Genomic DNA, 22,731 nt, shown 5'->3' with positions numbered 1-22,731 from the left:
GTGCCGGGGACTCCGCACGACAGGCTCCCCGCGCTTCGCGACGTCGGCTGTTCTCATCGCCGAGTGCGTCCGTTACCGGTGACACGGCATTCGTCACGTCCGAATCGCGCCCACCGCCCGCCGGTTTTGTTGTGGTCGGGCCGGTGTCGAGTCAACCAACGAACACTGGAGTGAAGAGAAATGCCCAGCGCTGCCACACCGATGGCCGACAGCCGTGACATGTACATGGTGCACACCGTCTTCCGGCGCGAGTTCGGAGCGGCCCCGCAGGTGATCCGGAACGTCGCGGACGGGGACGTCAAGCGCGCACGGTTGGTCGCCGACCATCTCGCGTTGCTCACCTTCGTGCTGGAACACCACCACCAGGGTGAGGACAATCTGGTCTGGCCGAAGCTGCTTGAGCGCGGCGCGGTCGAGATCGCTCCGATGGTCGAGACGATGGAGCGCCAGCACGAAGCGATCCACGGCCCGCTGGAGGAGGTGGACGCGAGGCTCGGCCAGTGGCGCCAGACGGCGGGTGCCATCGAGCGCGATGTGCTCGCCACCGCTGTCGAGCGGCTGATCCCGCCGCTGTTCGAACACCTGGACACGGAGGAAGCCAACCTCCTGTCACTGATCGACAAGCACCTGACCGCCGCCGAGTGGGCCGAGGTGGCCGCCGCCGGCATGGCCAAGCTCCCCAAGGGCAAGCTGCCGCTCACCATCGGCATGGCACTCTACGAGGCGGAGCCCGAGCACGTGCAGGTGTTGAAGGACGCTGTTCCGGCGCCGGTCTGGTTCATCTTCTCCCGTCTCGGTCCGCGCGCGTACGCCAAGCACTCCCGGCGTATCTACGGCACGGCCACGCCCGCCCGCTTCGCAGGCTGAGCAGGCCCGATCAGTTCGGCTCGACCTGAGGCGGGGACTCCGTGTCGCCGCCGGCGGTACGGTGGGTGACCGGGCGCGGGGGAGGGGGGCGCCCGGTCACCCCGGCGTGTCAGGGTGCGGTGAGCACCACCGGACCGGCGGCGGTGACCGCGATGGTGTGTTCGCAATGGGCCGCACGGCTGCCGTCGGCGGTCGCGATCGACCAACCGTCGGGCAGGGTGCGGGTGTGGCTGCCGCCGCCTTCGATCAGCATCGGTTCGATCGCGATCACCAGCCCTTCCTGCAGCGGCAGGCCACGGTTCGCCTTGCCGGTGTTGGGCACCGACGGGGCCTCGTGCATGGCGGTTCCCACCCCGTGTCCGCCGAGCCCGTCCGGGAGGCCGTAGCCGGCGGCGCGGGCGACCGACTCGACGGCGTACGAGATGTCGCCGATTCTGGCGCCGACCTGGGCGGCGGCGATGCCGGCCGCGAGCGCCCGGTCGGTGGCCTCGGAGAGGCGCCGGGCGGCGTCGTCGATCTCGCCGATGGCGACGGTGATCGCCGCGTCGCCGTGGTAGCCGTCGATGTACGCGCCGCAGTCGATCGAGAGCAGGTCGCCGTCGGCGAGCACCCGACGGTCGGGGATGCCGTGTACGACCACGTCGTTGACCGAGAGGCAGAGCACGCCGGGGTAGGGCGTCGGGGCCCAGGCGGGGTGGTAGTTCAGGAACGACGGCTTGGCGCCGCCGCTGGCGATGAGTTCGGCGGCGAGCAGGTCGAGGTCGATCAGGCGTACGCCGGACCGGGCGGCCGAGGCGACGGCGGCGAGGGTGTTGGCGACGACCCGGCCCGCCTCGCGCATCGTCGCGATTTCGGCTTCTGATTTCAGGACAACCATGGTTGGTATTTTAATACTAGGATTAGTATCGGGCCATGGTACGTATGCCACTGACCGAGGACGAGCGGCTGCGGGGGCTCGCGCTGGGCCGGGCGCTGCAACGTGCGCGGGGCACCCGCAGCGCGGCCGAGATCGCACTCCGCGCCGGCATCTCCCTGGACACGCTGCGCAAGATCGAACGTGGGGCCATCGTCACCCCGGCCTTCTTCACCGTGGCCGCCCTCGCGGAAGTGCTCGGCCTGAACCTCAACGACCTGGTCGACGAACTCGCCGCCCCGGCGCATCTGCCCGACCGACTGGCCTCTTAGCGTCGCCCAGCGCGGGTGGACGCGGTCCGGGAGCGTCCGGGGAGTCGGGCCTGTCGGGGCTACCGGGTGGGTGGGAGTGGGCCGGCGAGGTCGTGTGGGCGGGGGCGCGCCAGCCAGCAGAGGGCGCACGCGAGGGCGGCGATCATGCCCGCGCCGCCGGCTCGGGTGGCGACCACGAACGCGGTGACGTACGGACCGGATTCGTGCAGGTAGGGGTGGGCGCCGAGCAGGCCGCCGGCAACCGTGGCGAGGCCGATGAAGGCCCAGATCGCGTACGCGAGCGGGCGCGGGACCGGGGCCGTACGCGGGTCGGTACGCGGCTGCGGCGTACTCGTGTGCCACCAGTGGACGAACCAGGCGAGCAGGGCCGCCCCGCCGACCAGGCCGCTCGCGTACTGCGCCCAACGGTATCCGGGCAGTCCGGCGTGGATTTCGGCCAGCCAGCCGATGTGCCGGGTGCCCCACCGGCCGAAGTGGGTGAAGGAGTCCCAGACCACGTGAGTCAGCGCCCCCACCCCGAGCGAGGCGACGAGCACCAGGAACCGCCGCGGGCTCCGCAGGTGGAAGGTGAGCCCTCGGGGAAGCCGGGAATCGATCCGGTCCCGCAGTGTCGTCGGCGCGATGGCGATCGCGAACGGGGCCAGCGCGGCCTGCCACACCGCGAAGGCAACCCCGCCCAGCAGCAGGTCCACCGTCAGCGCCCCGCTCAGGGTGTGTGTGGTGGTCCCGTCGAACGCGGTCGGCACGAAGTACGGCAGGTCCGGTGCCATGCTGCCGATGACCAGGGCGGACGGGACGAGCCCGGAGCGCATGAACGGCAGTACGGCGGCGGGGTGGCTACCGGTGAACGGCATGTCTCCTCCGATCCGCGTGCACGTACGTGGTCGGTCCCCTCCAGCTAACCGCCCCGTTCGTCCCGACCGAGAGGCGTGAAGGGTGGGGTCAGCCATTCGTGAAACGAATGAAACTCGCAAAGTACCCAAATGGCCGGTCATGTCCGTTGAGTGATCGACCACGTTGTCAGCCGAGCCTGGGCGATCGGGCCCGGACTGCGGCAGCATGGACCGGTGCATGAGGGTACAGCCGAGAGTTGCGCCGGGCTGGCCGGGTTGCTGGCCGGCGGCGACGTGGTGGTGCTGAGCGGCGCGGGCCTCTCCACCGAGTCGGGGATCCCCGACTACCGGGGACCGAGCGGGGCGCTGGTGCGGACCAGCCCGATGACGTACCAGACCTTCACCGGTGATCCGTTGGCCCGCCGACGTTACTGGGCGCGGAGTTTCCTGGGCTGGCGGCGGATGGCGCAGACCCGCCCGAACGCCGGGCACCGTGCGGTCGCACAGTTGCAGCGCCAGGGACTCGTGACCGGCGTGGTGACCCAGAACGTCGACGGTCTGCACCAGGCCGGCGGCGCGGACCGGGTGGTCGAGCTGCACGGCAGCCTGGCCAAGGTGATCTGCCTGGGCTGCGGCGACCTGACCTCCCGTACGGAACTCGACCGCCGCATGGCGTGGGCGAACCCGAGGTTCGACGCGCGGGTGACCGCACTCAACCCGGATGGCGACGTCGACCTGTCGGACGAGGAGATCGACCGGTTCCGGATGGTCGAATGTTCCGCCTGCGCTGGTGACACGCTCAAGCCCGACGTGGTCTTCTTCGGCGAGACCGTGCCGGCCGACCGGGTCCAGCAGTGCTTCGCGATGGTGGAGAAGGCCCGGCTCCTGCTGGTGCTCGGTTCGTCCCTGACGGTGATGTCAGGGCGCCGGTTCGTCATCCGGGCGGCGAAGCTCGGCATCCCGGTGGTGATCGTCAACCAGGGCCCCACCAGGGGAGACACGTACGCGGCGCTGAGCATCGACGCCCCGCTCGGTGTCGTACTTCCGGAACTCGTCCGGCTCACCGCCGTACCTCCCGCCGTTGCCGTGCCGCCGGTCGCGGTCGGCCCGGTCGGTGCCGGGTCGCCGGTCACGGCGTAGATCGGATCGCCTGCACACGCGGGTTCCCGCCTGGGTCGGGTCGAGTTTTCTCGTCCCTTGGCGGCTTCCGGCCACGGCCGGGCATGCTGCACATGGGAACGGCCCCGAAGGAGGCGCAGCGTGCCGGACTACGACAGCGACTGGACCGATGATCAGCGCGGCCTGTACGACGAGTGCTACTCCATCGGGCACGCCTGGGCGACGGACCAGGACACCTCGGCGGACGACCTCCAACAGGTTCTGGACCTGGCCGAGGCGGACGACGACGATCTCGGCGACGTCGAACTCGACTACCCGCCGCTGATCGACGCGGTGGCCGAGGCCATCGGCGAGACCGTCACCAGCGTCACCGCCGACCGCGACGACCCCGCGTTCCGTGGCTTTGTCGACGGCGCCCGCGACGGGGCAGCCGAGGACGTCTTCGGCCTGTAGACGGCCGGCCCGTCCGGCACTCGGCCCCTGCCGGCACTCGGCCCCTGCCGCCGCCCGGTGCGGCTAGGCCGGCAGGAGGTCGGCGATGATCACCGTGACGTTGTCCGGGGCGCCGCCCTGGTGGGCCAGCTTGACCAGTTGCTCCGCGCACTGCTGCGGGTCCGCGTGTTGGGCCAGCGCCTCGCCGATCGCGTCGTCGTCGATCACGTCCGAGAGTCCGTCGCTGCAGAGCAACAGCCGGTCGCCCGGTGCCGCCGTCACGAGCGCGGTGGCCGGGACGAGTTCACCGCCCTGTACGGCCCGGGTGATGATCGAGCGCTGAGGGTGTCGGTGTGCCTGCTCCAGGGTAAGCGCGCCCCGGTCCACCAGCTCTTGCACAAAGGTGTCGTCCCGGGTCAACTGGTAGAAGTTGGGGTCACGGGCGAGGTAGCAGCGGGAATCACCGACGTGCAGCACCGAGAGTTGGTCGCCGGTGAGCAGCACCGCGGTCACCGTGGTGCCCAGACCCGCCTGGTCCGGATCGGACTGGGCGGCAGCCGCGATCTGGCGGTTCGCCGCGGCGAGTGCGCCGGTGAGTGCGGCGAGCGGGTCGGGGCCGATCGGGGCCCGGTCCAGCGGCAGCAGGTTCTTGATCACGATCGCGCTGGCCACCTCGCCAGCCGGCTGTCCACCGACCCCGTCAGCGACCACGAGTAACCGCTCGCCAGCATGGGCCGCGTCCTCGTTGTTCGTGCGGACCAGGCCGGGGTCGCTGACGATCGCGGTACGCAGGCTCAGGTTCATGGAGTGCAGCATGCCAAGCGGAGCACCGGATCGTCTCTACGCACTGTTGCGTAGGGTTGGTCCATGATGCCGGTCGCCATGGTCGGGCGCGTCGCGGAGCTGACCGAGCTCGCCCGTGCCTGGTGCAGCCTGGCCGGCTCGACCCGGCCGGCACGCCGTACCGCGTTGATCACCGGGGCGGGTGGCGTGGGCAAGAGCATGTTGGTCGCCGCCGCGCTGGACGCGTTCGACCCCGCGCCCGGCACCGTACTCTTCGGCACCGCCCGGGTGCACAGCCCGGCGCCGTACGACTGGTTGGCGGCGGTGCTGACCGGGCGGGACAGCGGCGACCTGCCGCTGCCGGCCGACGCGCTGGCGTGGCTGGCCCAGCACCCGAACGCGCCCCGTGAGCGCTATGCCCCCGGCACTCTGCTCCGGCTCGCCGTACAGACCGTGCGGGCGCTGGTCGGGGCGGGACCGGCGGTACTCGTGGTCGAGGACCTGCACGCGCTCGATCCGGCGAGCCTCAACCTGATCGGCGAACTGGCCGCCGCGCCCGAGTTGCCGGCCCTGCTGGTGGTTGCCAGCCGGCCGCCGGAAGCGGCGGTCGCACCCGAACTCGCCGCCCGTACGCTGGCCCGTCTCGCCGGTGCCCCGGGCTCGATCCGCCAGCACCTCGGCCCGCTGACCCGGGACCAGGTCGCGGCGGTGCTGGCGCAGGTCTACCCGGACGGCGTCGTCGACCCGCCGTTGGTCGAGGCGGTGCGGGAACGGACCGGGGGGAACCCGTACCGGCTCACCGAGCTGCTCGCGACCCAGGGCGGGCACGGGCCGGCGGGGTTGGTCCAGCAGTCGCCGCCGGAGCAGCCGTTGCCCGTGGTGGAGTGGCCGGTCGAACCGCTCGGCGCGGAGCTGACCGCTCGTGAGGTCGAGGTGCTCGGCTGTCTGGCCGCCGGGATGTCGAACAAGCAGGTGGCCCGCTCCCTGGGCATCTCTGTACGCACGGTGACGGTGCACGTCTCCAACCTGCTGCGCAAGACCGGCTCGGCGTCCCGTACGGAGGCTGCCCTCTGGGCGGTACGGCGGCAGCTCACCGGGCCGACACAGTCGGTCTGAGTGTGGTGGCGGAACCGCTCCAGGCGGTCGCCGTCCCGTTCTTATTGATCAATTGTCTCAGCGGCTGGTCCCGATTTCTCCACCCTTGACGCGTACGCCATCATTGGCAGATAGGACTGGCCCGCGAGAGGGGGTGGTCGCCATGATTCGTGGCACCACTGTAGAAAGATCATATATTCCGCGGGCTGACCAGCGTCTTTGCTTGACTGGCTGAGCTGGTTCCGGTCGCATTCGCACCGAGCCATGATCCATAAGCACCCGTTCTCCGGGGCCCCTTGGTGTACCCGGTTGCATGACAATTGGCGGATGGTGGTGCAGGACAGATGAGGATTCAGCCTCGTCAGGAGCTTCTTGAGATCTGGGCTGGCGTCGTCAGGTCGTCCTGGCGCGACGGCCGTTGGGTGTGGGGCGGTGCGGACGGCTCCAATTCGATCAGTGACGCGGAACAGTTGCTCTGCCTGCTCCTGCCGTCGACGCAGGTGACGGCGTTCAACATCGACCGTCCGGACGAGACGGCCGATGAAATGATCAAGGTATTGCGTCCGCTCGGCACGGCGACCCAGATACCGCTGATGCTCGTACAGATCTTGACCGAGTACTTCACCCGCTACACCGACCCGTCCGGTACGCCCATTTTCTCGGGTGACAGCTATTTCGGCATCGACGACCCGACCCAGCCCGCGACCGAGGAGCAGCGCCACCTCGACATCGTGGACTCCTTCGCGATGTCGGTCACCCTCTCGCTGGCGACCATCGGTTTCCTCCGGGTCTTCCGCAACGCGGTCCGGCGCGAGGAGATCCTCCAGGAGATCACTTCTCTGGAGACGATGGCGAGCACCCGGCTCAGCGCCGCCATGATCGGCCTACTGCGCAGCTTCTCCGTCAACGTCTTTGACGTCGACTCCACCGAGGGTCGGGCCCTGATCCGTACGGTCAACCAGTCCGAACTGCCGCAACGGCAGATCGTCTCCCAACTCCGTCGGGCACTGCGCCAGACGATGGCCACGTTCCGTGAGGTTCTGATCGGATCCGGCCAGGTTGCCGACCTGGAGAGCCCGAACCGACTGTTCGAGTGTGGATGGTCCTGGGGGATCGTCAACGACGCCCCGCTGATCGAGACCAACGAACTGGTCGGTGAGCAGCCCAAGGGAGTGGCGCAGGACGCCCCGTACCTCTACTTCACGGTCATCGCGGTCGACGCCATCGAGGACCTCTTCTCCGAACGGACCCGCATCCTCGGTCTGCTCAACGACGAGCAGCAGCGACTCTCCCGGGCGCTGCAACTGCGGTGGGAGCTGACCAGGACCTACTGGGCCACGGTCGCGACCTTCGGCGACAGCCACCGCTGGCCGCTGGAGGACATCCCGTGGCGGACCACCGACGAGGACGCCTCCGACTACTACACCCTGCTGGTCACCTCGCTCGCGGTGAAGGGGCTGGTGCAGGAGCGGGGTACGGACGCCGAGCTGAGTCGGGTCGGCCTGGCCCTGGTCGAGTTGGCCAACCGGGCGCGGATCACCCGCCGCCCGTTCGACGCCGACCCCGCGCTGACGCTGCACTCACCCGGCGTACGGCTGACCCTCAACGGCAGCGAACAACTCGGTGGTCCACGGCTGCGCTGGATGGTGAGTGAGTTCTCCGCGTTGCTGCTGCAACGTACGGCCTTCATCGCCGGCCTGCTCAGCGACGCCGAGCAGCGGGGTGCCCTGCTCGACCTCGCCGACCGGGTCTGGGAGCACCTCTCCGCCCGGCGGCTCGACGGCGGTGTCGGACGGAGTCTCTGGGACCAGCCGGCGAAGGTCTTCCGGCAGCTCAAGCACACCCAGGAGGGAACCTCCTGGTACTACACCGAACGGGTGGTGCAGGGGCTGGTCACGACCGCGAACATGCTCAACCGACCGCCGCTACGCAGTGAGAAGCTGGCCGACTACGCGCTGGACCTGCTCAGCGAGGCGGAGCACCTGTACGACATGGAGCTGCTCAGCGGTGCCGCCGAGGGCGGCCCGAAGATGCAGCAGACCCTGCACCTGATCCGGGTGAACCTGCGCCGGTCCCGGGAGATCGTGCAGGACCGGCCCGGCAGCGCCGCCGCGCTGGCCACCGAGGTGTTGCGTGCGCTCGACGAACTCGCCGCCGCCCGCCGCGACGTCTCCGAGGCGGGCTGATCATGCTGATCTTCGCGACTTCCGACAAGGGTGGCACCGGCCGCTCCGTGACCAGCAGCAACGTGCTCTATCGCAGCGCGTTGCAGGGGACCGACGTCTGCTATCTCGACTTCGACTTCGGCTCGCCCACGGCCGGCGCCATCTTCAACATCGACCGGGCGGTGCACGGCACCACCACCCAGACCGGGCTGCACAACTACCTCAACTCCGAGTGCGCGGAACCACACCGCCTCGACGTCTGGGCCGACTCCGACCGGCCCAGCCTCCGGAACCGACCACCGGGAGCGGGTCGGCTGACGTTGCTCCCCGGCGACGTCGGCGGCGGAGAGTTCCCGAGCAGTGAGGAACGGGTGCGCCAGTGCATTCGCCTCTTCCTCCGGCTGGAGGAGGAGTTCGAACTCAGCCTGGTGGACCTGAGCGCCGGTCGGTCGTACGCCACCGACATCGTTCTCGCGGCCACCGCCTCACCGGAACTCCGTTCGGTCAAGGCGCGCTGGTTGGTGTTCCACCGCTGGACCCGGCAACACGTGCTGGCCGCCTCCAGTCTGGTCTACGGGGACAGGGGCATTCTCGAAACCGGGGTACGCCGCGGCCACACGTACGACGACCTGCTCAACGGGCTGCGGTTCGTGCGTACCGCCGTGGTCGACCCCGATTCACCCGAGTTGGAGGGGCTGCAACCGCCCCAGGTGGCCTGGCTGCGCGAGTGCAACCAGGACCTGCTGGAGATGGCGAGCACCAACCGGGTGGGTCGGACCATGAGGATCGGCTCGGTGCCGTTGGACCCGGTGTTGCAATGGCGGGAGCAGCTCATCTCCGACAACGACGTGTACGCCCGGCGGATCGCCAATCTGGAGACGGTCGAAGCCTTCTCCTCCCTGGCCAAACGCATAGTCGACGACGCGGCCTGGGAGACGCTGTGACAAAACCGGAAGTGAGCTTCGAAGAGACGGCGGCCCGACGAAGCGTCGAATCGGTCCCGCTCTCCCATCTCTCGATCGAACTCGGCCACCTCTACATCGAGGAGTTCGCCGGCGGCGTCGAGAGGCTGCGCCGACATTTCTCCCGGGTCGCGCCCTGGGTGGCCGCGGCCCGACAGGCGGCCGTCGACCGGGTGCCGAAGGGACGGGCCAGGATCAGCACCTGCTTCCTGATCGACGACTACTTCACCCGGTTCAGTACCCCCGGCGAGGTGGTTCGGCAACTCCAGGAGGCGGTCGAGGGCACCGGTCTGGTGATCGACTACTTCGCTCGCGAGTCCGGTTGCGCGGAGGCCGACGGCATTCCGCTGGCCCAGCTCGTGGTGGACCAGTTGGTCTCCGACCCGGTGCCGGAGACCAACGGGGACCGGCCACCGCTCACCGAGACCGGCTGGCTCTGCAACGGCAGGCGCTCCCCGGCCACCGGGCCGGCACAGGCGATGAGCGACTACGTCTGGCAGCCGCCGGTGCAGAACGCGGCCAACCGACACTCGATCTTCATGGACGTCGAACTCTGGGACTTCGACGAGAACGGGCAACTGATCTGGTCCTGCCCCTTCCTCGCCGGGGTCTGGCAGCTCATGCGCCTCGGCCTGCTGCGGCACGAGGGCGAAGGGGTGACCAACCCGTACCAGCTGGAGGAATGGCCGGACGACTGGGACGAACTGCCGGCCGTGGTCAAACTGAACCCGCGTGCGGCGCCGTTCAGCGCGTACCGCACCTTCTCGGTGCTCGGGTCGCGTTTCCTCCCGATCGAACACGCCGTACGGACGATCCTCAGCCAGGTGTCGATCGGCCCGGCGGTGCTCGACCAGATCCACACCCGGAGCCGCAACGAGCACGTCGACCTCCCCAAGGACCTGGTCGAACGGATCGAGTACGTCTTCATCTCCGACTGACCCCACGGTCACCCGGTGCGGTTCACCGGCTCGGCCTGCGGTCATCGCGGAATGTCCGGTAGGTGGTCCGGATCCGCTCCGGGTAGCCAGGTCAGCGCCTGGCCGGCGAACCGGCGGAAGCCGGGATCGTCACCGTGTCGGGCCAGCCCGGTCAGGAGCGTACGGGTCTCCGGGTCGTCGCCGAACCGGGTGCCGAGCAGACGCACGGCGGTCACCCGCACCGACCAGTCGTGGTCGTAGAGCCGTTCCACGAAGAGCGCCCGCACCTGGGGATGCTCGGCCAGCCGCTCACCCAACACTCCCAACACCTCCCGGCGTACCTGCACGTCGGTGTCGTGTCGGGCCTTGTCGAGCAGCAGTTCACGGACTCCGGGCTCGGCGCCGAAATGGTCGCCGAGGATGCGTACCGCCACGCAGCGGACCAGGCCCTCCTCGCTCTCGACCCGCCGCGCCAACGCCGCGCCCAGTTCGGTCGCGGCGGGGTGGGTGGCCAGCGCGGTCGCCGCTGCCCGGAGCAGTTCGGCGTCCGGGTCCAGACGAACCCGGTCCAGCAGGATCGTGGCGAGTTCCGGTGCGCCCCGGAACCGCTCCACCAGCATCCGCACCGCGGCGAGCCGCAGCCGGGGACTGGTGTCGACGGCCCGTCCGGCGAGCAGCTCCCACACGACCGAGGTGTCGGTCCCGGGCAGTCCGGCGATCACCGACGCGGCGTGGGCGAAGACCTCACCGGCCTGGTCCCGGCGCGCTCGGTCGACGAGTACGGCGTGCACCCGAGGATCCGATCCGGCCTGTGCCGCGAGGGCGCGCGACGCCGCGAGGCGTACCTCCGCCCCGCTGTCGTCGACGGCCCGCTCGATGATCAGTTGTCGTACGTCGTCCTCGGCCACCCACTCCGCCAGCGCGCGTACCGCGGTCAGGCGTACCGCCGAGCTGGCGTCGTCCCGGGCCAACCCGGTCAACGTCTCCCGGGCTTCCGGGTCGATGCCGATCCGGTGCACCAGCGCCCTCGCCGCGGCCAGCCGGATCCGGGGATCGGAGTCGACCCTGGCCAGCCGGACCAGGCTCTCCACCAGCTCCGGTGCGCCGCGCAGCCGGTCGACCAGTGCCTCGACGGCGATCAGCCGTACGTCCGCGTCCCGGTCGTGCCCGGCCACCACCGTCAGCAGCTCGACCAGCGACTCCTCGTCGGCGAAGCATTCGACCAGCACCCGCAGCGCGGTCCGGCGGATCACCTCGTCGTCGTCGGACCGGATCCGGATCTCCAGCAGCTCGCGCAGTTCCGGGTCCGGTCCGAACCGCTCGACCAGGGACTGGGTAGCGGCACGGAGCACCGCGGCGTCGCTGTCCGAGCGGATGCGCGCGACCAGGAGCGTCCGGACCACCGGGTCGACGCCGAGTCGTTCGCCAAGGGCCCGTACCGTCGCCCGACGCAGCACGGGGTCGACGTCGTCGCGGGCCCGCTCGATCAGGCGGTCACGGACCTCCCCGCTCGCGTTGAAGCGTTCGATCAGGACCTGGGCGGCCATCCGGACCACGTCCGCGTCGCAGTCGCTGTCGAGACGGTCGAGCAACATCGCCCGCAGCTCGTCCTCACCGCTGCAGCGTTCACCGAGCAACCGCACCGCCGCCTGCCGGACGCTGGCGTTCTCGTCGGTGGAGGCCCGCTCCAGCAGCAGCTCGCGTACGGGTGGTTCGCCCCGGAAGCGTTCGCCCAGCGCCTGCACCGCGGCGAGCCGTACCCCGGAGTACCCGTCCTTGCAGGCCCGCTCGGTGAGCAGTTCGCGGGCCCGGTGGTCGGCGCCGAAACGTTCTCCGAGGGCCTGCACCGCGGCGAGCCGGACGCCGGTGTAGTCGTCGTCGCGGGCACGCCTGATCAGCCGGGCGCGGACCAGTTCCGCTGCCGTCCGGTGTGCGGTGCTCTCCGCCGACGCGGTGGCGAGCTGTGCCACCTCGCTCAGCCCGGCGACCCAGGCGTACGCGGCCGAGCTGCCCTCCTGCTCGCCGAGTTCCTGGTCGAAGAGTTCGTCGATCCGCTCGTTCGGCGTGGAGAGCATCGCGGCGAGCCGGGCGGCGTACGCCGAGACCGGACTCCAGGCCACCCGAACCCCGCGTCGGCGGTACCAGCGCAGGTACGCCTCCCGGTCCGGCCAGTCCGTACCGACCGCCTGTGCCGCCGGCAGGATCTCCTCCTCGATCAGCTCCGCCGTCTTGCGGTCGTGGATCGACACGCCGTGTTCCAACAGCAGGATGAGCTTGCGCAGCAGCGCGGCGGCGGGCTTCGCCACCACCGGTGAGATGGTGCGGACCTCGGCGAGGCACTGCACCGCCAGGGCCAGGTTCCAGGGCGGCCGGCTGAACGGGGTCGGCGGCCAGGACTGGTTCACCTCGTTCGTCAGCAGATCGATGATCTCCGCCGTACGTTCCTCGGGTAGCGCGCCGGCGAGCAGCCGGAGCACCTCCCGCCAGGACTGCCGGGGCCAGTGCTGGCGGAACAGGTCCTTCACCTCGCCGATGGTGAGCACCCGGTCGTGCTGGAACTTGGTCAGCACCGCGTCGGCGCAGAAGAACTCCAGGAAGGTGCGGTGGACGAAGCCGTACAGGTGGGAGCCGTACCGGCTGAGGATGAAGTTTCGCTCCCGGAACTGGTTGATCATCGACAGGGCGATGGCGCGGGCCGCGGCCGGGTCGCGGTGGTAGCGCTCGACCAGGTAGTCCTCGAAGACCTGGCTCAGCTCCTCGGCCTCGATGTAGTTGGCGCTGAGGCCGCCCTCGGCGGACTGCATCCGGTACGCGAGCCGCCGGAGCAGTTCCTTCTTGTCCTCGGTGCCGATGAAGTCCGGATCCTGGTGCTGGTCGCGGAGGTGGCGGTTGACGTCCCAGTGTTCGACCAGCACGGTTGCCGCGTGGTCGTAGAGCCGCCACCGTTCGCGGGGTAGTGCCTGGTGCTTCCCGATGATCGCGAGGATGGTCAGCAGCAGTGGATTTCCGGCCAGCTCCCGGATCGCGTGCGAGTGGCGCATCGCGTCGAGCAGGCGCGCCTGGCGGATCAGGGCGTCCTGCGGCCGGTCGTGGATCGCGAGCCGGTACCAGTGTCCGAGGAACTCCGCGGTCTGGTCGGAGTCGAGGTCCTGGAGGGTGAAGTGGGTGAACCCGACGTCGGTCAGGATCCGTCGGGCGTAGTCGACCACCCGTGAGGTGACGATGACGCGTACCTGTGGGAAGTCGGCGGCGAAGCCGGCGATCTGGCTGACCACCTCCTGCCGGCGGCGACGGTCGAAGACCTCGTCGAGACCGTCGAAGACGGCCACCGTCCGGCCGAGGGTGAGGTGGCGCAGCAGCGCCGTCCGGTCGATGCCCAGGCCGTCGGTGTGCGCCCGGTGGTCCAGGTAGTCGACGAAGCTCTGACAGCGGCCCTCGGCGGCGAGGGTGACGTACGAGCGGAGTTCGACCAGCAGCGGCAGGTGGTCGGTCAGGGTCGCCAGCCGGTCGTCGGGGTGCCCGCCGGCCAGGGTGAGGACGAGGTAGCGGGCGGCGGTGGACTTGCCCGAGCCGGGGTCGCCGAGAAGCACCACGGTCCGTTGCTCGGGTGAGCCGAGCACGTCGAAGAGTCGTTGCAACGGTTTGGCCCGGTAGGACTCCTGTAGATGGGCCAGCTCACTCGGGCTCACCTCGGCCGGCACGTTCTCCGGGGACAGGTTCCCGTCGACCGGCGCCCGCTGCCGCCACTCGCGGGGAACCTCGGCCGGCGGCGGATCCGCCCGTACGGTTTGTTCCACGAAGACCGACGCGAGACCGATCTGTAGGTAGTCCTCACTCTGTGTCGGGGTGAGGGCGTCCAGGTCCAGTACGCCGTAGTGCTGGCGCAGCCGGGCGAAGTAGCGCTTGACCGTGTCCTGGCCGAGGGCGTTCAGCCCGTGACCGGGCCACCCGGTCTCCGCCAGCCGTACGGCCACCGCGGCGGTGACCCGGGCGGCCAGGTCGGCGGCGTCGGTGAAGATGCTGCACATGTGCCGATCAGCCAGTTCGGCGCGGAGCGCCTCGATCTGTTCGGCGTCCGCGCCCCGGTCGACGAAGGTTCGTGGCCACGGCGCTTCCTCGTCGAGCAGAAAGATCAGGCAGGGCTTTCCGCTGTTCAGCGCCTCACGGTATTCCAATTCGGTGATCGAGCGGCCGTAGCCGGGCGGCACGAAACCGTAGCGCCAGGCGAAAATGCCCACGTAGACATCACATTCCCGGACATCTTCGAGGCATCGTTCCAGCGGGCGCCGATCCTCCGCGACATAGGACTCCATCGCCATGTCCTCGACCCGGAGCCGGCGCAGCGCGAGCTGCACCGCGGCGCGACATTCCTGTAGATCCCGGAAAGTGGCTGACACGTAGACCTTGGTCACGGCGGCTCCTATGCGGCGTGAGCGGCGCGTGACGTAACCGTATCAATAGGACGCAAGAATAATTTGCCCGTCATCGAGCCCCCGACAGCAGTATCGGCGGTCGAAGAAGGCATCATCGTTGATGATTTTCAGGACGAGGTTGCGGTACGTGATTCGATCATGTCGAGCACGTCGAGAGCGCAGCCCCAGGAAAGGCTGATCCCGCTGCCGCCATGGCCGTAATTGTGGATGATCCGCGTTCCGTCCACATTGATCAGATCCAGTCTGACCTGCGAGCGAACTGGCCGGAAACCTACCCGGTGACTCAGGATCCGGGCCCGTGCCAGAGCGGGTTCGACGGCGGCGCAGCGTCGTACGATCGCTGCCGCCGTCTCCGCCCGGGGTGTCGCGTCGCAGCGTTCGGGCTCCATGGTGCCGCCGAGCACGATGTGGTCCCCGTGCGGGAGGAAGTAGGTCAGTTCGGCGAGATCGTTGCTGCTCTCCGCGAAGAACCAGTCAACGCCGGGGTTGTCCACCACCACCAGTTGTCCCCGGGTCGGTCGTACCTCGTTGTCCGGCACGAGCTCCCGGGCGCTGGAACCGGTGCAGTTCACCACCACCGGAGCCTCGGCGGCGACCTCGCTGAGCGAGCCGACCGTGGCCCGCTCGATCCGGCCACCGGCCCGGTGCAGTCGGCGCACCAGGTAGTCGAGGTAGCGCGGCATGTCGATGACCGGTGCGGTGTACCGCCAGCCGGAGACGAAGCCGCTGGGCAGCTCGGCCGGTCGGCAGAGTGCGAAGTCGTCGACCTCGGTCAGCCACGGGTGCGGTGGTGACCAGGTGCGGGTGGCCTCCATGCCGGTCACCAGGCGTACCCCGGTCCCGGTCGCCCTGGCGAGCGGCTTGAGCGCAGCGAGCGTCTGCTGGCCCCAGTGGGCCGCCCGCTCGTGCGCGGCGATCACCCGTCCCCAGATCGCGCCGGCCGCGTACGAGGTCGTCTCCGCCGGTCGCTCCCGGGTCCGGACCAGAACCGACCGTCCGCTCTCGGCAAGACATACCGCCGTGGTCAGGCCGGTCACCCCGGCACCGACAACAAGTACGTCTATGTTGGCAGCCGTCACCACTTGAGCCTATGGCGCGGATTGCGTTGCCGGTCGACCCCTGGAAGTTCAGTGAAAAGGTGTATCCGGGACTTCCGTCGTAAAAGCCTGTGCGGAACCGGTGCCGTTCGGCATGAACACCCGGACCCGGGTACGCCGTTCGCCGCCGGAGGCACCGAAGGCACGGCTGATCCGCCCGGCCGAAGCCCGCCACACCTGAGCGACGATCGTTACGCGTGCATTTCGCGTGTCCCTCACGTTGCACGCCGGTCCGATGATGGGATGAAAACCGGTCGATCGATGAGACGTCCTGGTCGCAAGCCGCGGCAGGGCGGCGCGTGACGTTGCGGAGGTGCCATGCTGACCGTGGGCGAGGTCCACACCGGGCTGCTCCAGAACTCGACCGCGCTGTCGCTGGATCGGACCGCCCAACTGCTGGACCTGCTGACCGGTGAACGGGTTCGTCGCTCGGAACGGCCGATCGCGTACGCCGTCTCGCCGGACCAGCTCACCGGAGTCGATTGCCGACTTCCGACCGGCACCGGCAGTCGGAGCCGGGGTGTCGGCACGGTGGTCTCGCACGCCGCCGTCACCGGCGGGCACGTGTTGCAGGGCTCCACCCACACCCGGATCGCCCGCGCCGCCGCCAACCGTCGGCTGGTCTGGTCGCACTACCTCTCCCGGCCGGGGCAGGTGGAGACGATCGGCAAGGTTGACGTACGGGACATGACCCGGGGGTTCCTCGGCGCCGCGTACCAGTCTCCCGCGCTCAACCTCGGCGCGATCAGCGCCCGCAGCATGGACACGGTGCAGGCGTCGGCAACGCTCGACCACCGCCCGCCGTTCCGAGCCCAGAGAACCTGCCTGCGCTGGGTCCTGCTGCCGTCCGAAGACCCCGAGGCCGAACTGAGCGGCACCTTCCGGGTCGAGTCGGACACCCTCCGTACGCTCGAACTGACCGCGGCGGACCGGGACGTGCAGACGATCGTGGAACTCTGCGAGGACCTGGCACTGCACGACTGGCTGCTCACCACGCTGCTCGCCCTGATGGAGGCCAGTCTCACCGGTCCGGGTAGCCGGTCGCAGAAGCTCGACCGGCTCCGGCCGGCGATCGACTGCCTGTTGCACCTCTGGATGCCCGCCGCCCGCCTCGACGAGTCCGTGCTCTCGGTCTGGCAGGCGCTCGAACGGCGCCCCGGCTTCACCCGGCAGTGGGAGTCGTCGGTGAACCGCATTCGCGACCAGGTCAGCCTCAGCGCCATCGCCCTGCTCGAAACCCCGAGTCGCTGAGCGTCGGCCGGTCCGAGACCGCGGAGACGGGTCAGTGGGCCTCGGGGATCAGCTCGGCCCGACCGACGGTCAACTCCACCACATCCTGGTTCACGTCGGCGATCTGGTCGGCCTCGATGTAGAGGTCACGGGCGAGCAGGCCGGGGCTGTCCACCTTCAGATACCCGGTTCGCAGCAGCCGGGCGGCGAGGTCTGGCGGTACGTCCGGCTCCTCCCCGTACTCGGTGTGCGGCACCCGGTCACCGAGCACGCCGTCACCACCCGGGGGGTCGTGCGCGGTCACCGCGTTCGGGTCGCCGACGCGGACCGCGACGACCGTACCGACCTCCTCGCCGACCGGGTCGACGACCCGCATGCCGGTGGTCACCTGGGCGATGGGCTCGGGGCTGGTTGGGACGTTGCTGTGCATGTCTGGGCGATTCCCTGCTGGTCACCGCGCTAAACCCGGACGCGGGGCCCGGCGGACGGCACCGCGAGTGGCCGCGCTCAGCCGAGTCCGGGCGGCCGGGCCGAGAGCTCCCGCCAGTTGTCCGGTCCGACCAGCAGGCCGCGTACCGCCTCGTACGCCTCGTCCTCGCTGTCGTACTCGAAGAACCGGGAGATCCCCTCGGCGCCGCCGGCCCGTTGTTCCAGGTACCACTGGTCGGCATCCGTACGCAGGTAGACGTCCCGCCGGGCGAGGTGCCCCCATTTGCCGTTCCACCAGTGCTTCCGCTGTTCCATGATCGCACCCTATCGAACGTGTGTTCGATAGGGTGCGGGGAGGCGGAAATTCGAGACGTGGCGGGTCAGCGGCCCGGCGTGGGGTAGTCCCGTCCCGCCGGCGGGTAGTCCCGACCGGTCAGGTTGTCGAATGCCTCCCGGTGCTGCGACGGCACCCGACCGCCGGCGACCAGCGCGTCCCGGATCTCGGTGAGCAGCTTGACCTCTTCGCTCGGCGCGGCCGGCGGCGGCTCCTCGCCGCGGCGGCGGCGCTCGGCCAGCTTGTTCAGCGGGAGCACCACCAGGAAGTAGAGCACCGCGGCGGTGATGAAGAAGGTGATCACCGCGTTCACGAAGGCGGCCCAGTCGAACACGACACCGTTGAGGTGCCAGGCGCCAGGCGCCGGAGGCACCTCCGTGCCGGGCGCGGCGGGGGTGCCGGTCGGGGCAGGGGTGGCAACGGAACCGCCCAGCAGTTGGATCAACGGCTTGAGGAACGAGAGCGTGAGCTGAGTGACCACGGTGGTGAACGCGGCGCCGATGACGACGCCGACCGCGAGGTCGACGACGTTGCCACGCATGATGAAGTCTTTGAAACCCTTGAGCATTCGCGTCTCCGGAAGGTTGGCGGTGTCGACCGACAACCTATGCCCCGGGAAGGGCGCGAAGAAAAGTGCCGCCTGGTCGGCCGGGTGGGGCGGACCAGGCGGCGACCGTTCCACCACCGAGCGAGGCACCGCCGCGCGGGGCGACGATGGGCGTACTAGGACGAGGCCGGGCTCTGGTCCGCGGCGATGGCCTGCTCCACCGAAGGGTGGGTCTGCAGCACCTCCACCAGCCCGCTGACCTCCAGGATGCGCAACACGCCGCGCTGCGGGGAGGCGAGTCGTACCACCCCACCGGCCTCGTCGGAGCTGTTCTTCGCGCGTACGAACACCGAAAGCCCGGTCGAGTCGCAGAACGTGAGTTCGGTCAGGTCGAAGACCAGCCGAGACTTGCCCCGGTCGAGCAGATCAGTGATCTCGTCCTGCAACTGCGGGGCCGTGGCCATGTCCAGCTCGCCCGCGACCGCTACGACGACCACGTCGCCGCGCTGCTCCGTGTGCACCGTCAAGGACATTCGCGACCTCCTGTTATCGACAGAACGGTACTCCACCGAGAGGTGTGGTGGCAGGACCGGGACGCCCGGTTGGCGAACACCATTTTCCTTACCGGGTGGCGGCGGCCGGGAGCCGCCCCTGCCGACACTCCGCCGAACGATCCGCCAACTCCCGGCGGACGGAGGTGACCGTGACTGCTTCCGAGCGGCTGGAGCGGCGGCTATTCGACGCGGACGACGAGACCGGGCGAGGAGGGTACGTGGTACAGCCGTAGCCGGACGATCCGGGCGCGGACCGGGATGTCGTAGACCAGTGCGCCCGTCACCAGGATGCCCGGGTTGATCTCGTTGAGGAAGACCTGCTGGTCGGCGTTGGCGAGCAGGCTCGCCTCGCTGTCGGCGGTGAACAGCGCCCCGTCCGGCCCGTACGCCCGCTGGAGCGCGTCGGTGAAGAACGCCGGACGCTTCCCGACGTTGCGGACGGCGAGCTCCACCAGGCAGAACTGGCCGACGGCGGCCTGGTTGACCAGGCGGTCACCGACCTGGTCGACGCCGCATCGGATCCCGCTCACCAGGAACTCAAGATCCCCGTCCCGACCGGCCTGGTTGAGCCCGACGACCCGCTGCCCCCGGCTCTCCACCCGGGTGTAGATGTCACCGCCCCAGGTCAGCGCCGTACCCACGACGCCGGCGCAGCAGCAGATCACCAGTGCCACGCTGACCCCGAGCAGCAGCCAGAGTCGTCGTCGGCGTTCCGGACGCACCGGGTGCGGGTCCGCGTCGGGGTCGTCGAGCCAGGAGACCGACTGGCCCGGTGACCAGTCGTCCGGGGGCGGCTGCTCGGATCGCGGCTGGTCCGGAAACGACTCTTCGACATGCCACTGCTCGTCGGGCGGCGGGTCGGGCCGCGACTGGTCGGCGTACGACGGTGGTGGGTCGGGGTGGGGCAGTGGCGGGTCGCCGCCGATCGGTGGGGCCACCACGGGGGTGTCCGGGGTGGACCAGTCCGGCGGGGGGTCGGGCCGTGGGTCGGGTGGACCGGTGGCGGCTGCCGGTCCGTCGACCGGGGGAGGCGGAAGTGGCTCGTCGACCGTGGAGCCTCCCTCCGGATCCGGGGTCGGCTCGCTGGTGGGCGGGTCCGGGTCGACCGACCAACTCCACGGCTGTGCGTGCGGGCCAGGGGCGTCGTTTCCGGATTCGGGCCCCGGATCCGGTCGCGGGGTGGGCTCGGGACGGGGTTCGGGCGGCTCGTTCTCCGGTCGGTCGGACGTGGGCATCGCGGTCCCCCGATCACGCGAACACTTTGCCTGATTCTAGGCTTAGGTGCCTCTTTGTCCGTTCGAGATCGCCGTTTCTGACCCCGCCACAGCAGCCCATACTGCGGTTAGATGATCGGATGGACCTGGTGACCTTGGACGATGTCCGGGACGCGGCAACGCGGATCGCCGGCCGGGTCGTCCGTACCCCACTGCTCCCGGTCGGCTGGGATCGGGAGTTCTGGCTCAAGCCGGAAAGCCTCCAGCCGGTCGGTTCGTTCAAGCTGCGTGGTGCCACCAACGCGGTCGCGCGGCTCACGGATGCCGAGCGAACCCGGGGCGTGGTCACCCACTCCTCCGGAAACCACGGTCAGGCGCTGGCGTACGCGGCCCGCGACGCCGGGGCGCCCTGCACGGTGGTGATCCCGGAGGGGGCGCCGTCGATCAAGATCGAACAGGTACGGGCGCTCGGTGCCGAGGTGGTGCTCGTACCCGCGGCCGAACGTCTCGCCGCTGCCGAGCGGATCGTCGCCGAGCGGGGCCGCACCCTGATCCCGCCCTACGACGACCGGAACGTGATCGCTGGACAGGGCACGATCGGGTTGGAGATCGTTGAGGACCTGCCCGGGGTCGAGGTGGTGCTGGTGCCGGTGGGCGGCGGTGGTCTCTCCTCCGGTGTCGCCACCGCGATCAAGGCGCTCCCGTCACTGACCAGGGTCTACGGGGTCGAGCCCGCGTACGCGGCCGACGCGCGGGAGTCGCTGGAGAGCGGGAGACTCGTGGTCTGGGACCTGGCACGGACCCACCGCACGAGCGCCGACGGGCTGCGTACCAGCCTCTCCGAACTCACCCTGGCGCATCTGCGGGAGCGGCTCGACGGCATCCTCACGGTCACCGAGTCCGAGATCGCCGCCGCCACCGCTCAGCTGGTCCGGGGCGCCCGGCTGGTGGTCGAGCCGAGCGGCGCGGTGGCTGCCGCCGCCCGGCTGTTCCACCGGGACGAACTGCCGTCCGGACGTACCGTGGCGGTGGTGAGCGGCGGCAACGTCGACCCGGCCGTGCTCGCCGCCGCGGTGGCCGCCTGAGTGCTCTTCCACCCGGGCGACCACCGACGGTCAGCCGATGCCGATGCCGATGCCGATGCCGATGCCGATGCTGTAGCCGATGCCGACTGCTGTAGCCGTGCTACCTGGTGCCGCCTCCGCTGAACGTGTCGTCAGCCTCGGCGCCACTTCTGGTTCGCGCCCCCGCCGCAGGTCCAGGTCTGGAGCTTGGCGCCGTTCGCGGTGTTCCAGTCCCGTACGTCCACGCACTTGTTGGCCTGCGGGTTGACCAGGTCACCGGCGCCGGTGAGGACGAACTGCTGGGCCGCGTTGCCGCTACAGGTGGCGAGTTGGATGTTCGCCCCGTTGGCGGTCGAGCCCCACGCCACGTCCATGCACTTGCCCATCGCCCGGACCGTACCGTCGCCCGGGAAACTCCACCGCTGGGCATCGGTGCCGTTGCAGTCCCAGAGTTGGAGTTGGGCGCCGTCGATCGGGTTCGCGCCGGGGATGTCGACGCACTTGTTGCCGTACCCGATCAGTGGCCCGCCGGTGCCGGGGTTTCCGCCGCCACCGGTGTTCCAGGCCCAGACCCGGACGTAGTCGATCAGCATCTGCTGGGGGAACTGGGTGCTGCCGTCCGGGTAACCGGGCCAGTAGCCGCCGACCGCCACGTTCATGATCATGAAGAACGGGTGGTCGTAGACCCAACGATTGCCGCGCAGGTCGGCCGGGGTCTTGCGGGCGTACTGGATGCCGTCGACGTACCAGGTCACCGAGTCCGGTGCCCAGTCCACGGTGAAGGTGTGGAAGGCGTCCGCGAACGCCTGCCCGTTCGGCAGGGTGTAACTGCTGCTGATCGCGTTCCCGCCGGAGTAACCGGGACCGTGCAGGGTGCCCCAGACAGTGCTCGGCTCCCGGCCGATGTTCTCCAGGATGTCGATCTCGCCGTTGTCCGGCCACTGTGAACCGCCGAGCATCCAGAACGCGGGCCAGATGCCCTGCGTACGCGGAATCTTGATGCGGGCCTCGTAGCGACCGTACGTCTGGCTGAACCGGTCCGCGGTGAGCAACCGGGCCGAGGTGTACTGACAGGTGCCGTAGTGGCACTGGTAGTTCGCCGGGTTCTCGCGGCGAGCGGTGATCACCATGTTGCCGTTGCCGTCGTGCGCGGCGTTGCGCGTGGAGTTGGTGTAGTACTGCTGCTCGTTGTTGCCCCAGCCGCCGCCGCCGATGTCGAACTTCCACTTGTTGCCGTCCGGGCCGGTGCCCGCGGCTCCGTTGAACTCGTCGCTCCAGGTGAGTGCGCCCGGCGCCGCCTGGGCGGCGTCGGGCGCGGGAGCCGTCAGCAGGGTGGCCAGGCTCGCCCCGAGCAGGGCGAGGGCCAGGGCGATCCGTCGTGTACGCATGGACATACTTCTATAACAACTGATGGCTTTTTAACAAGGTTGTTAACTAATAACTGCGTCAATTCCGGCAATATTCGTGAGTT

The 22,731-nt window shown here is 69.6% G+C and carries 21 protein-coding genes; 10 read left to right on the top strand and 11 right to left on the bottom strand.

What is annotated here, in order from left to right; genetic code table 11:
• The first annotated feature begins 180 nt into the window (after positions 1-180).
• On the top strand, positions 181-867 hold the full coding sequence (locus ACIBF5_RS08800; RefSeq protein ID WP_396809576.1) for a hemerythrin domain-containing protein: 687 nt from the start codon (positions 181-183) through the stop codon (positions 865-867).
• Positions 868-976: 109 nt separating this feature from the next.
• Here ACIBF5_RS08800 and map read toward each other — a convergent pair whose 3' ends face one another.
• Positions 977-1,744 carry a type I methionyl aminopeptidase gene (gene map / locus ACIBF5_RS08795; RefSeq protein WP_396809575.1) on the bottom strand — a complete coding sequence of 256 codons (768 nt, stop codon included), beginning with the start codon at positions 1,742-1,744 and terminating at the stop codon, positions 977-979.
• A gap of 35 nt (positions 1,745-1,779) precedes the next feature.
• Here map and ACIBF5_RS08790 point away from each other — a divergent pair, with 35 nt between their 5' ends.
• Positions 1,780-2,052: a helix-turn-helix domain-containing protein gene (locus ACIBF5_RS08790; protein WP_396809573.1), complete on the top strand. Its 273-nt coding sequence runs from the start codon at positions 1,780-1,782 to the stop codon at positions 2,050-2,052.
• 59 nt (positions 2,053-2,111) lie between these two features.
• Here the strand turns inward: ACIBF5_RS08790 and ACIBF5_RS08785 are convergent, their stop codons facing one another.
• Complete coding sequence (locus ACIBF5_RS08785) at positions 2,112-2,906, bottom strand: DUF4184 family protein (RefSeq protein ID WP_396809571.1); 795 nt, start codon at positions 2,904-2,906, stop codon at positions 2,112-2,114.
• A 213-nt stretch (positions 2,907-3,119) separates the two neighbouring features.
• On the opposite strand from ACIBF5_RS08785, the gene ACIBF5_RS08780 reads away from it, so the two are divergent.
• A complete protein-coding gene (locus ACIBF5_RS08780; protein WP_396809569.1) occupies positions 3,120-4,025 on the top strand; it encodes an NAD-dependent protein deacetylase in 906 nt (301 codons plus the stop codon).
• A gap of 120 nt (positions 4,026-4,145) precedes the next feature.
• Positions 4,146-4,457, top strand: coding sequence for a hypothetical protein (locus ACIBF5_RS08775; RefSeq protein WP_396809567.1), 312 nt, complete (start codon positions 4,146-4,148; stop codon positions 4,455-4,457).
• A 63-nt stretch (positions 4,458-4,520) separates the two neighbouring features.
• Here ACIBF5_RS08775 and ACIBF5_RS08770 read toward each other — a convergent pair whose 3' ends face one another.
• Complete coding sequence (locus tag ACIBF5_RS08770) at positions 4,521-5,240, bottom strand: PP2C family protein-serine/threonine phosphatase (protein WP_396809565.1); 720 nt, start codon at positions 5,238-5,240, stop codon at positions 4,521-4,523.
• A gap of 63 nt (positions 5,241-5,303) precedes the next feature.
• On the opposite strand from ACIBF5_RS08770, the gene ACIBF5_RS08765 reads away from it, so the two are divergent.
• From ACIBF5_RS08765 to ACIBF5_RS08750, 4 genes are all read left to right on the top strand, one after another.
• A complete protein-coding gene (locus tag ACIBF5_RS08765) occupies positions 5,304-6,335 on the top strand; it encodes a LuxR C-terminal-related transcriptional regulator (protein ID WP_396809563.1) in 1,032 nt (343 codons plus the stop codon).
• Positions 6,336-6,658: 323 nt separating this feature from the next.
• Positions 6,659-8,500, top strand: coding sequence for an SCO2524 family protein (locus ACIBF5_RS08760; protein ID WP_396809561.1), 1,842 nt, complete (start codon positions 6,659-6,661; stop codon positions 8,498-8,500).
• A gap of 2 nt (positions 8,501-8,502) precedes the next feature.
• On the top strand, positions 8,503-9,423 hold the full coding sequence (locus ACIBF5_RS08755; protein ID WP_396809559.1) for an SCO2523 family variant P-loop protein: 921 nt from the start codon (positions 8,503-8,505) through the stop codon (positions 9,421-9,423).
• Positions 9,420-10,379 (top strand): SCO2522 family protein, encoded by a 960-nt coding sequence (locus ACIBF5_RS08750; protein ID WP_396809557.1) that lies wholly within the window; start codon positions 9,420-9,422, stop codon positions 10,377-10,379. Before ACIBF5_RS08755 ends, ACIBF5_RS08750 begins: the two co-directional genes overlap by 4 nt.
• A 41-nt stretch (positions 10,380-10,420) precedes the next feature.
• On the opposite strand, the gene ACIBF5_RS08745 is transcribed toward ACIBF5_RS08750, so the two are convergent.
• Positions 10,421-14,770, bottom strand: coding sequence for a HEAT repeat domain-containing protein (locus tag ACIBF5_RS08745; protein WP_396809556.1), 4,350 nt, complete (start codon positions 14,768-14,770; stop codon positions 10,421-10,423).
• Between the two features lie 128 nt (positions 14,771-14,898).
• Positions 14,899-15,870, bottom strand: coding sequence for an FAD-dependent oxidoreductase (locus tag ACIBF5_RS08740; protein WP_396809554.1), 972 nt, complete (start codon positions 15,868-15,870; stop codon positions 14,899-14,901).
• Between the two features lie 336 nt (positions 15,871-16,206).
• On the opposite strand from ACIBF5_RS08740, the gene ACIBF5_RS08735 reads away from it, so the two are divergent.
• Positions 16,207-17,139: an SCO2521 family protein gene (locus tag ACIBF5_RS08735; protein WP_396809552.1), complete on the top strand. Its 933-nt coding sequence runs from the start codon at positions 16,207-16,209 to the stop codon at positions 17,137-17,139.
• Between the two features lie 31 nt (positions 17,140-17,170).
• Here ACIBF5_RS08735 and ACIBF5_RS08730 read toward each other — a convergent pair whose 3' ends face one another.
• The 5 genes from ACIBF5_RS08730 to ACIBF5_RS08710 all read right to left on the bottom strand — a co-directional run bounded on the left by ACIBF5_RS08730 (position 17,171) and on the right by ACIBF5_RS08710 (position 20,217).
• Positions 17,171-17,548 carry a hypothetical protein gene (locus tag ACIBF5_RS08730; RefSeq protein WP_396809550.1) on the bottom strand — a complete coding sequence of 126 codons (378 nt, stop codon included), beginning with the start codon at positions 17,546-17,548 and terminating at the stop codon, positions 17,171-17,173.
• 77 nt (positions 17,549-17,625) lie between these two features.
• The gene (locus tag ACIBF5_RS08725) at positions 17,626-17,862 is read right to left on the bottom strand and encodes a hypothetical protein (RefSeq protein WP_396809548.1); all 237 of its coding nucleotides are present in this window, start codon (positions 17,860-17,862) and stop codon (positions 17,626-17,628) included.
• Between the two features lie 65 nt (positions 17,863-17,927).
• A complete protein-coding gene (mscL, locus tag ACIBF5_RS08720) occupies positions 17,928-18,449 on the bottom strand; it encodes a large conductance mechanosensitive channel protein MscL (RefSeq protein WP_396809546.1) in 522 nt (173 codons plus the stop codon).
• A gap of 155 nt (positions 18,450-18,604) precedes the next feature.
• Entirely contained in the window at positions 18,605-18,961 is a 357-nt protein-coding gene (locus ACIBF5_RS08715; protein WP_396809544.1) for an STAS domain-containing protein, read from the bottom strand.
• A 200-nt stretch (positions 18,962-19,161) separates the two neighbouring features.
• On the bottom strand, positions 19,162-20,217 hold the full coding sequence (locus tag ACIBF5_RS08710; protein WP_396809542.1) for a DUF4352 domain-containing protein: 1,056 nt from the start codon (positions 20,215-20,217) through the stop codon (positions 19,162-19,164).
• Positions 20,218-20,336: 119 nt separating this feature from the next.
• On the opposite strand from ACIBF5_RS08710, the gene ACIBF5_RS08705 reads away from it, so the two are divergent.
• Entirely contained in the window at positions 20,337-21,281 is a 945-nt protein-coding gene (locus tag ACIBF5_RS08705; protein WP_396809540.1) for a threonine/serine dehydratase, read from the top strand.
• A 131-nt stretch (positions 21,282-21,412) separates the two neighbouring features.
• On the opposite strand, the gene ACIBF5_RS08700 is transcribed toward ACIBF5_RS08705, so the two are convergent.
• Entirely contained in the window at positions 21,413-22,648 is a 1,236-nt protein-coding gene (locus tag ACIBF5_RS08700) for a family 16 glycosylhydrolase (RefSeq protein ID WP_396809538.1), read from the bottom strand.
• Between the last annotated feature and the right edge of the window lie 83 nt (positions 22,649-22,731).

Source organism: Micromonospora sp. NPDC050417 (assembly GCF_044458865.1).
Classification (GTDB): Bacteria; Actinomycetota; Actinomycetes; order Mycobacteriales; family Micromonosporaceae; genus Micromonospora_G.
Note: the sequence above shows the minus strand (reverse complement) of the source record. Positions and strands in the feature narration are given on the sequence as shown.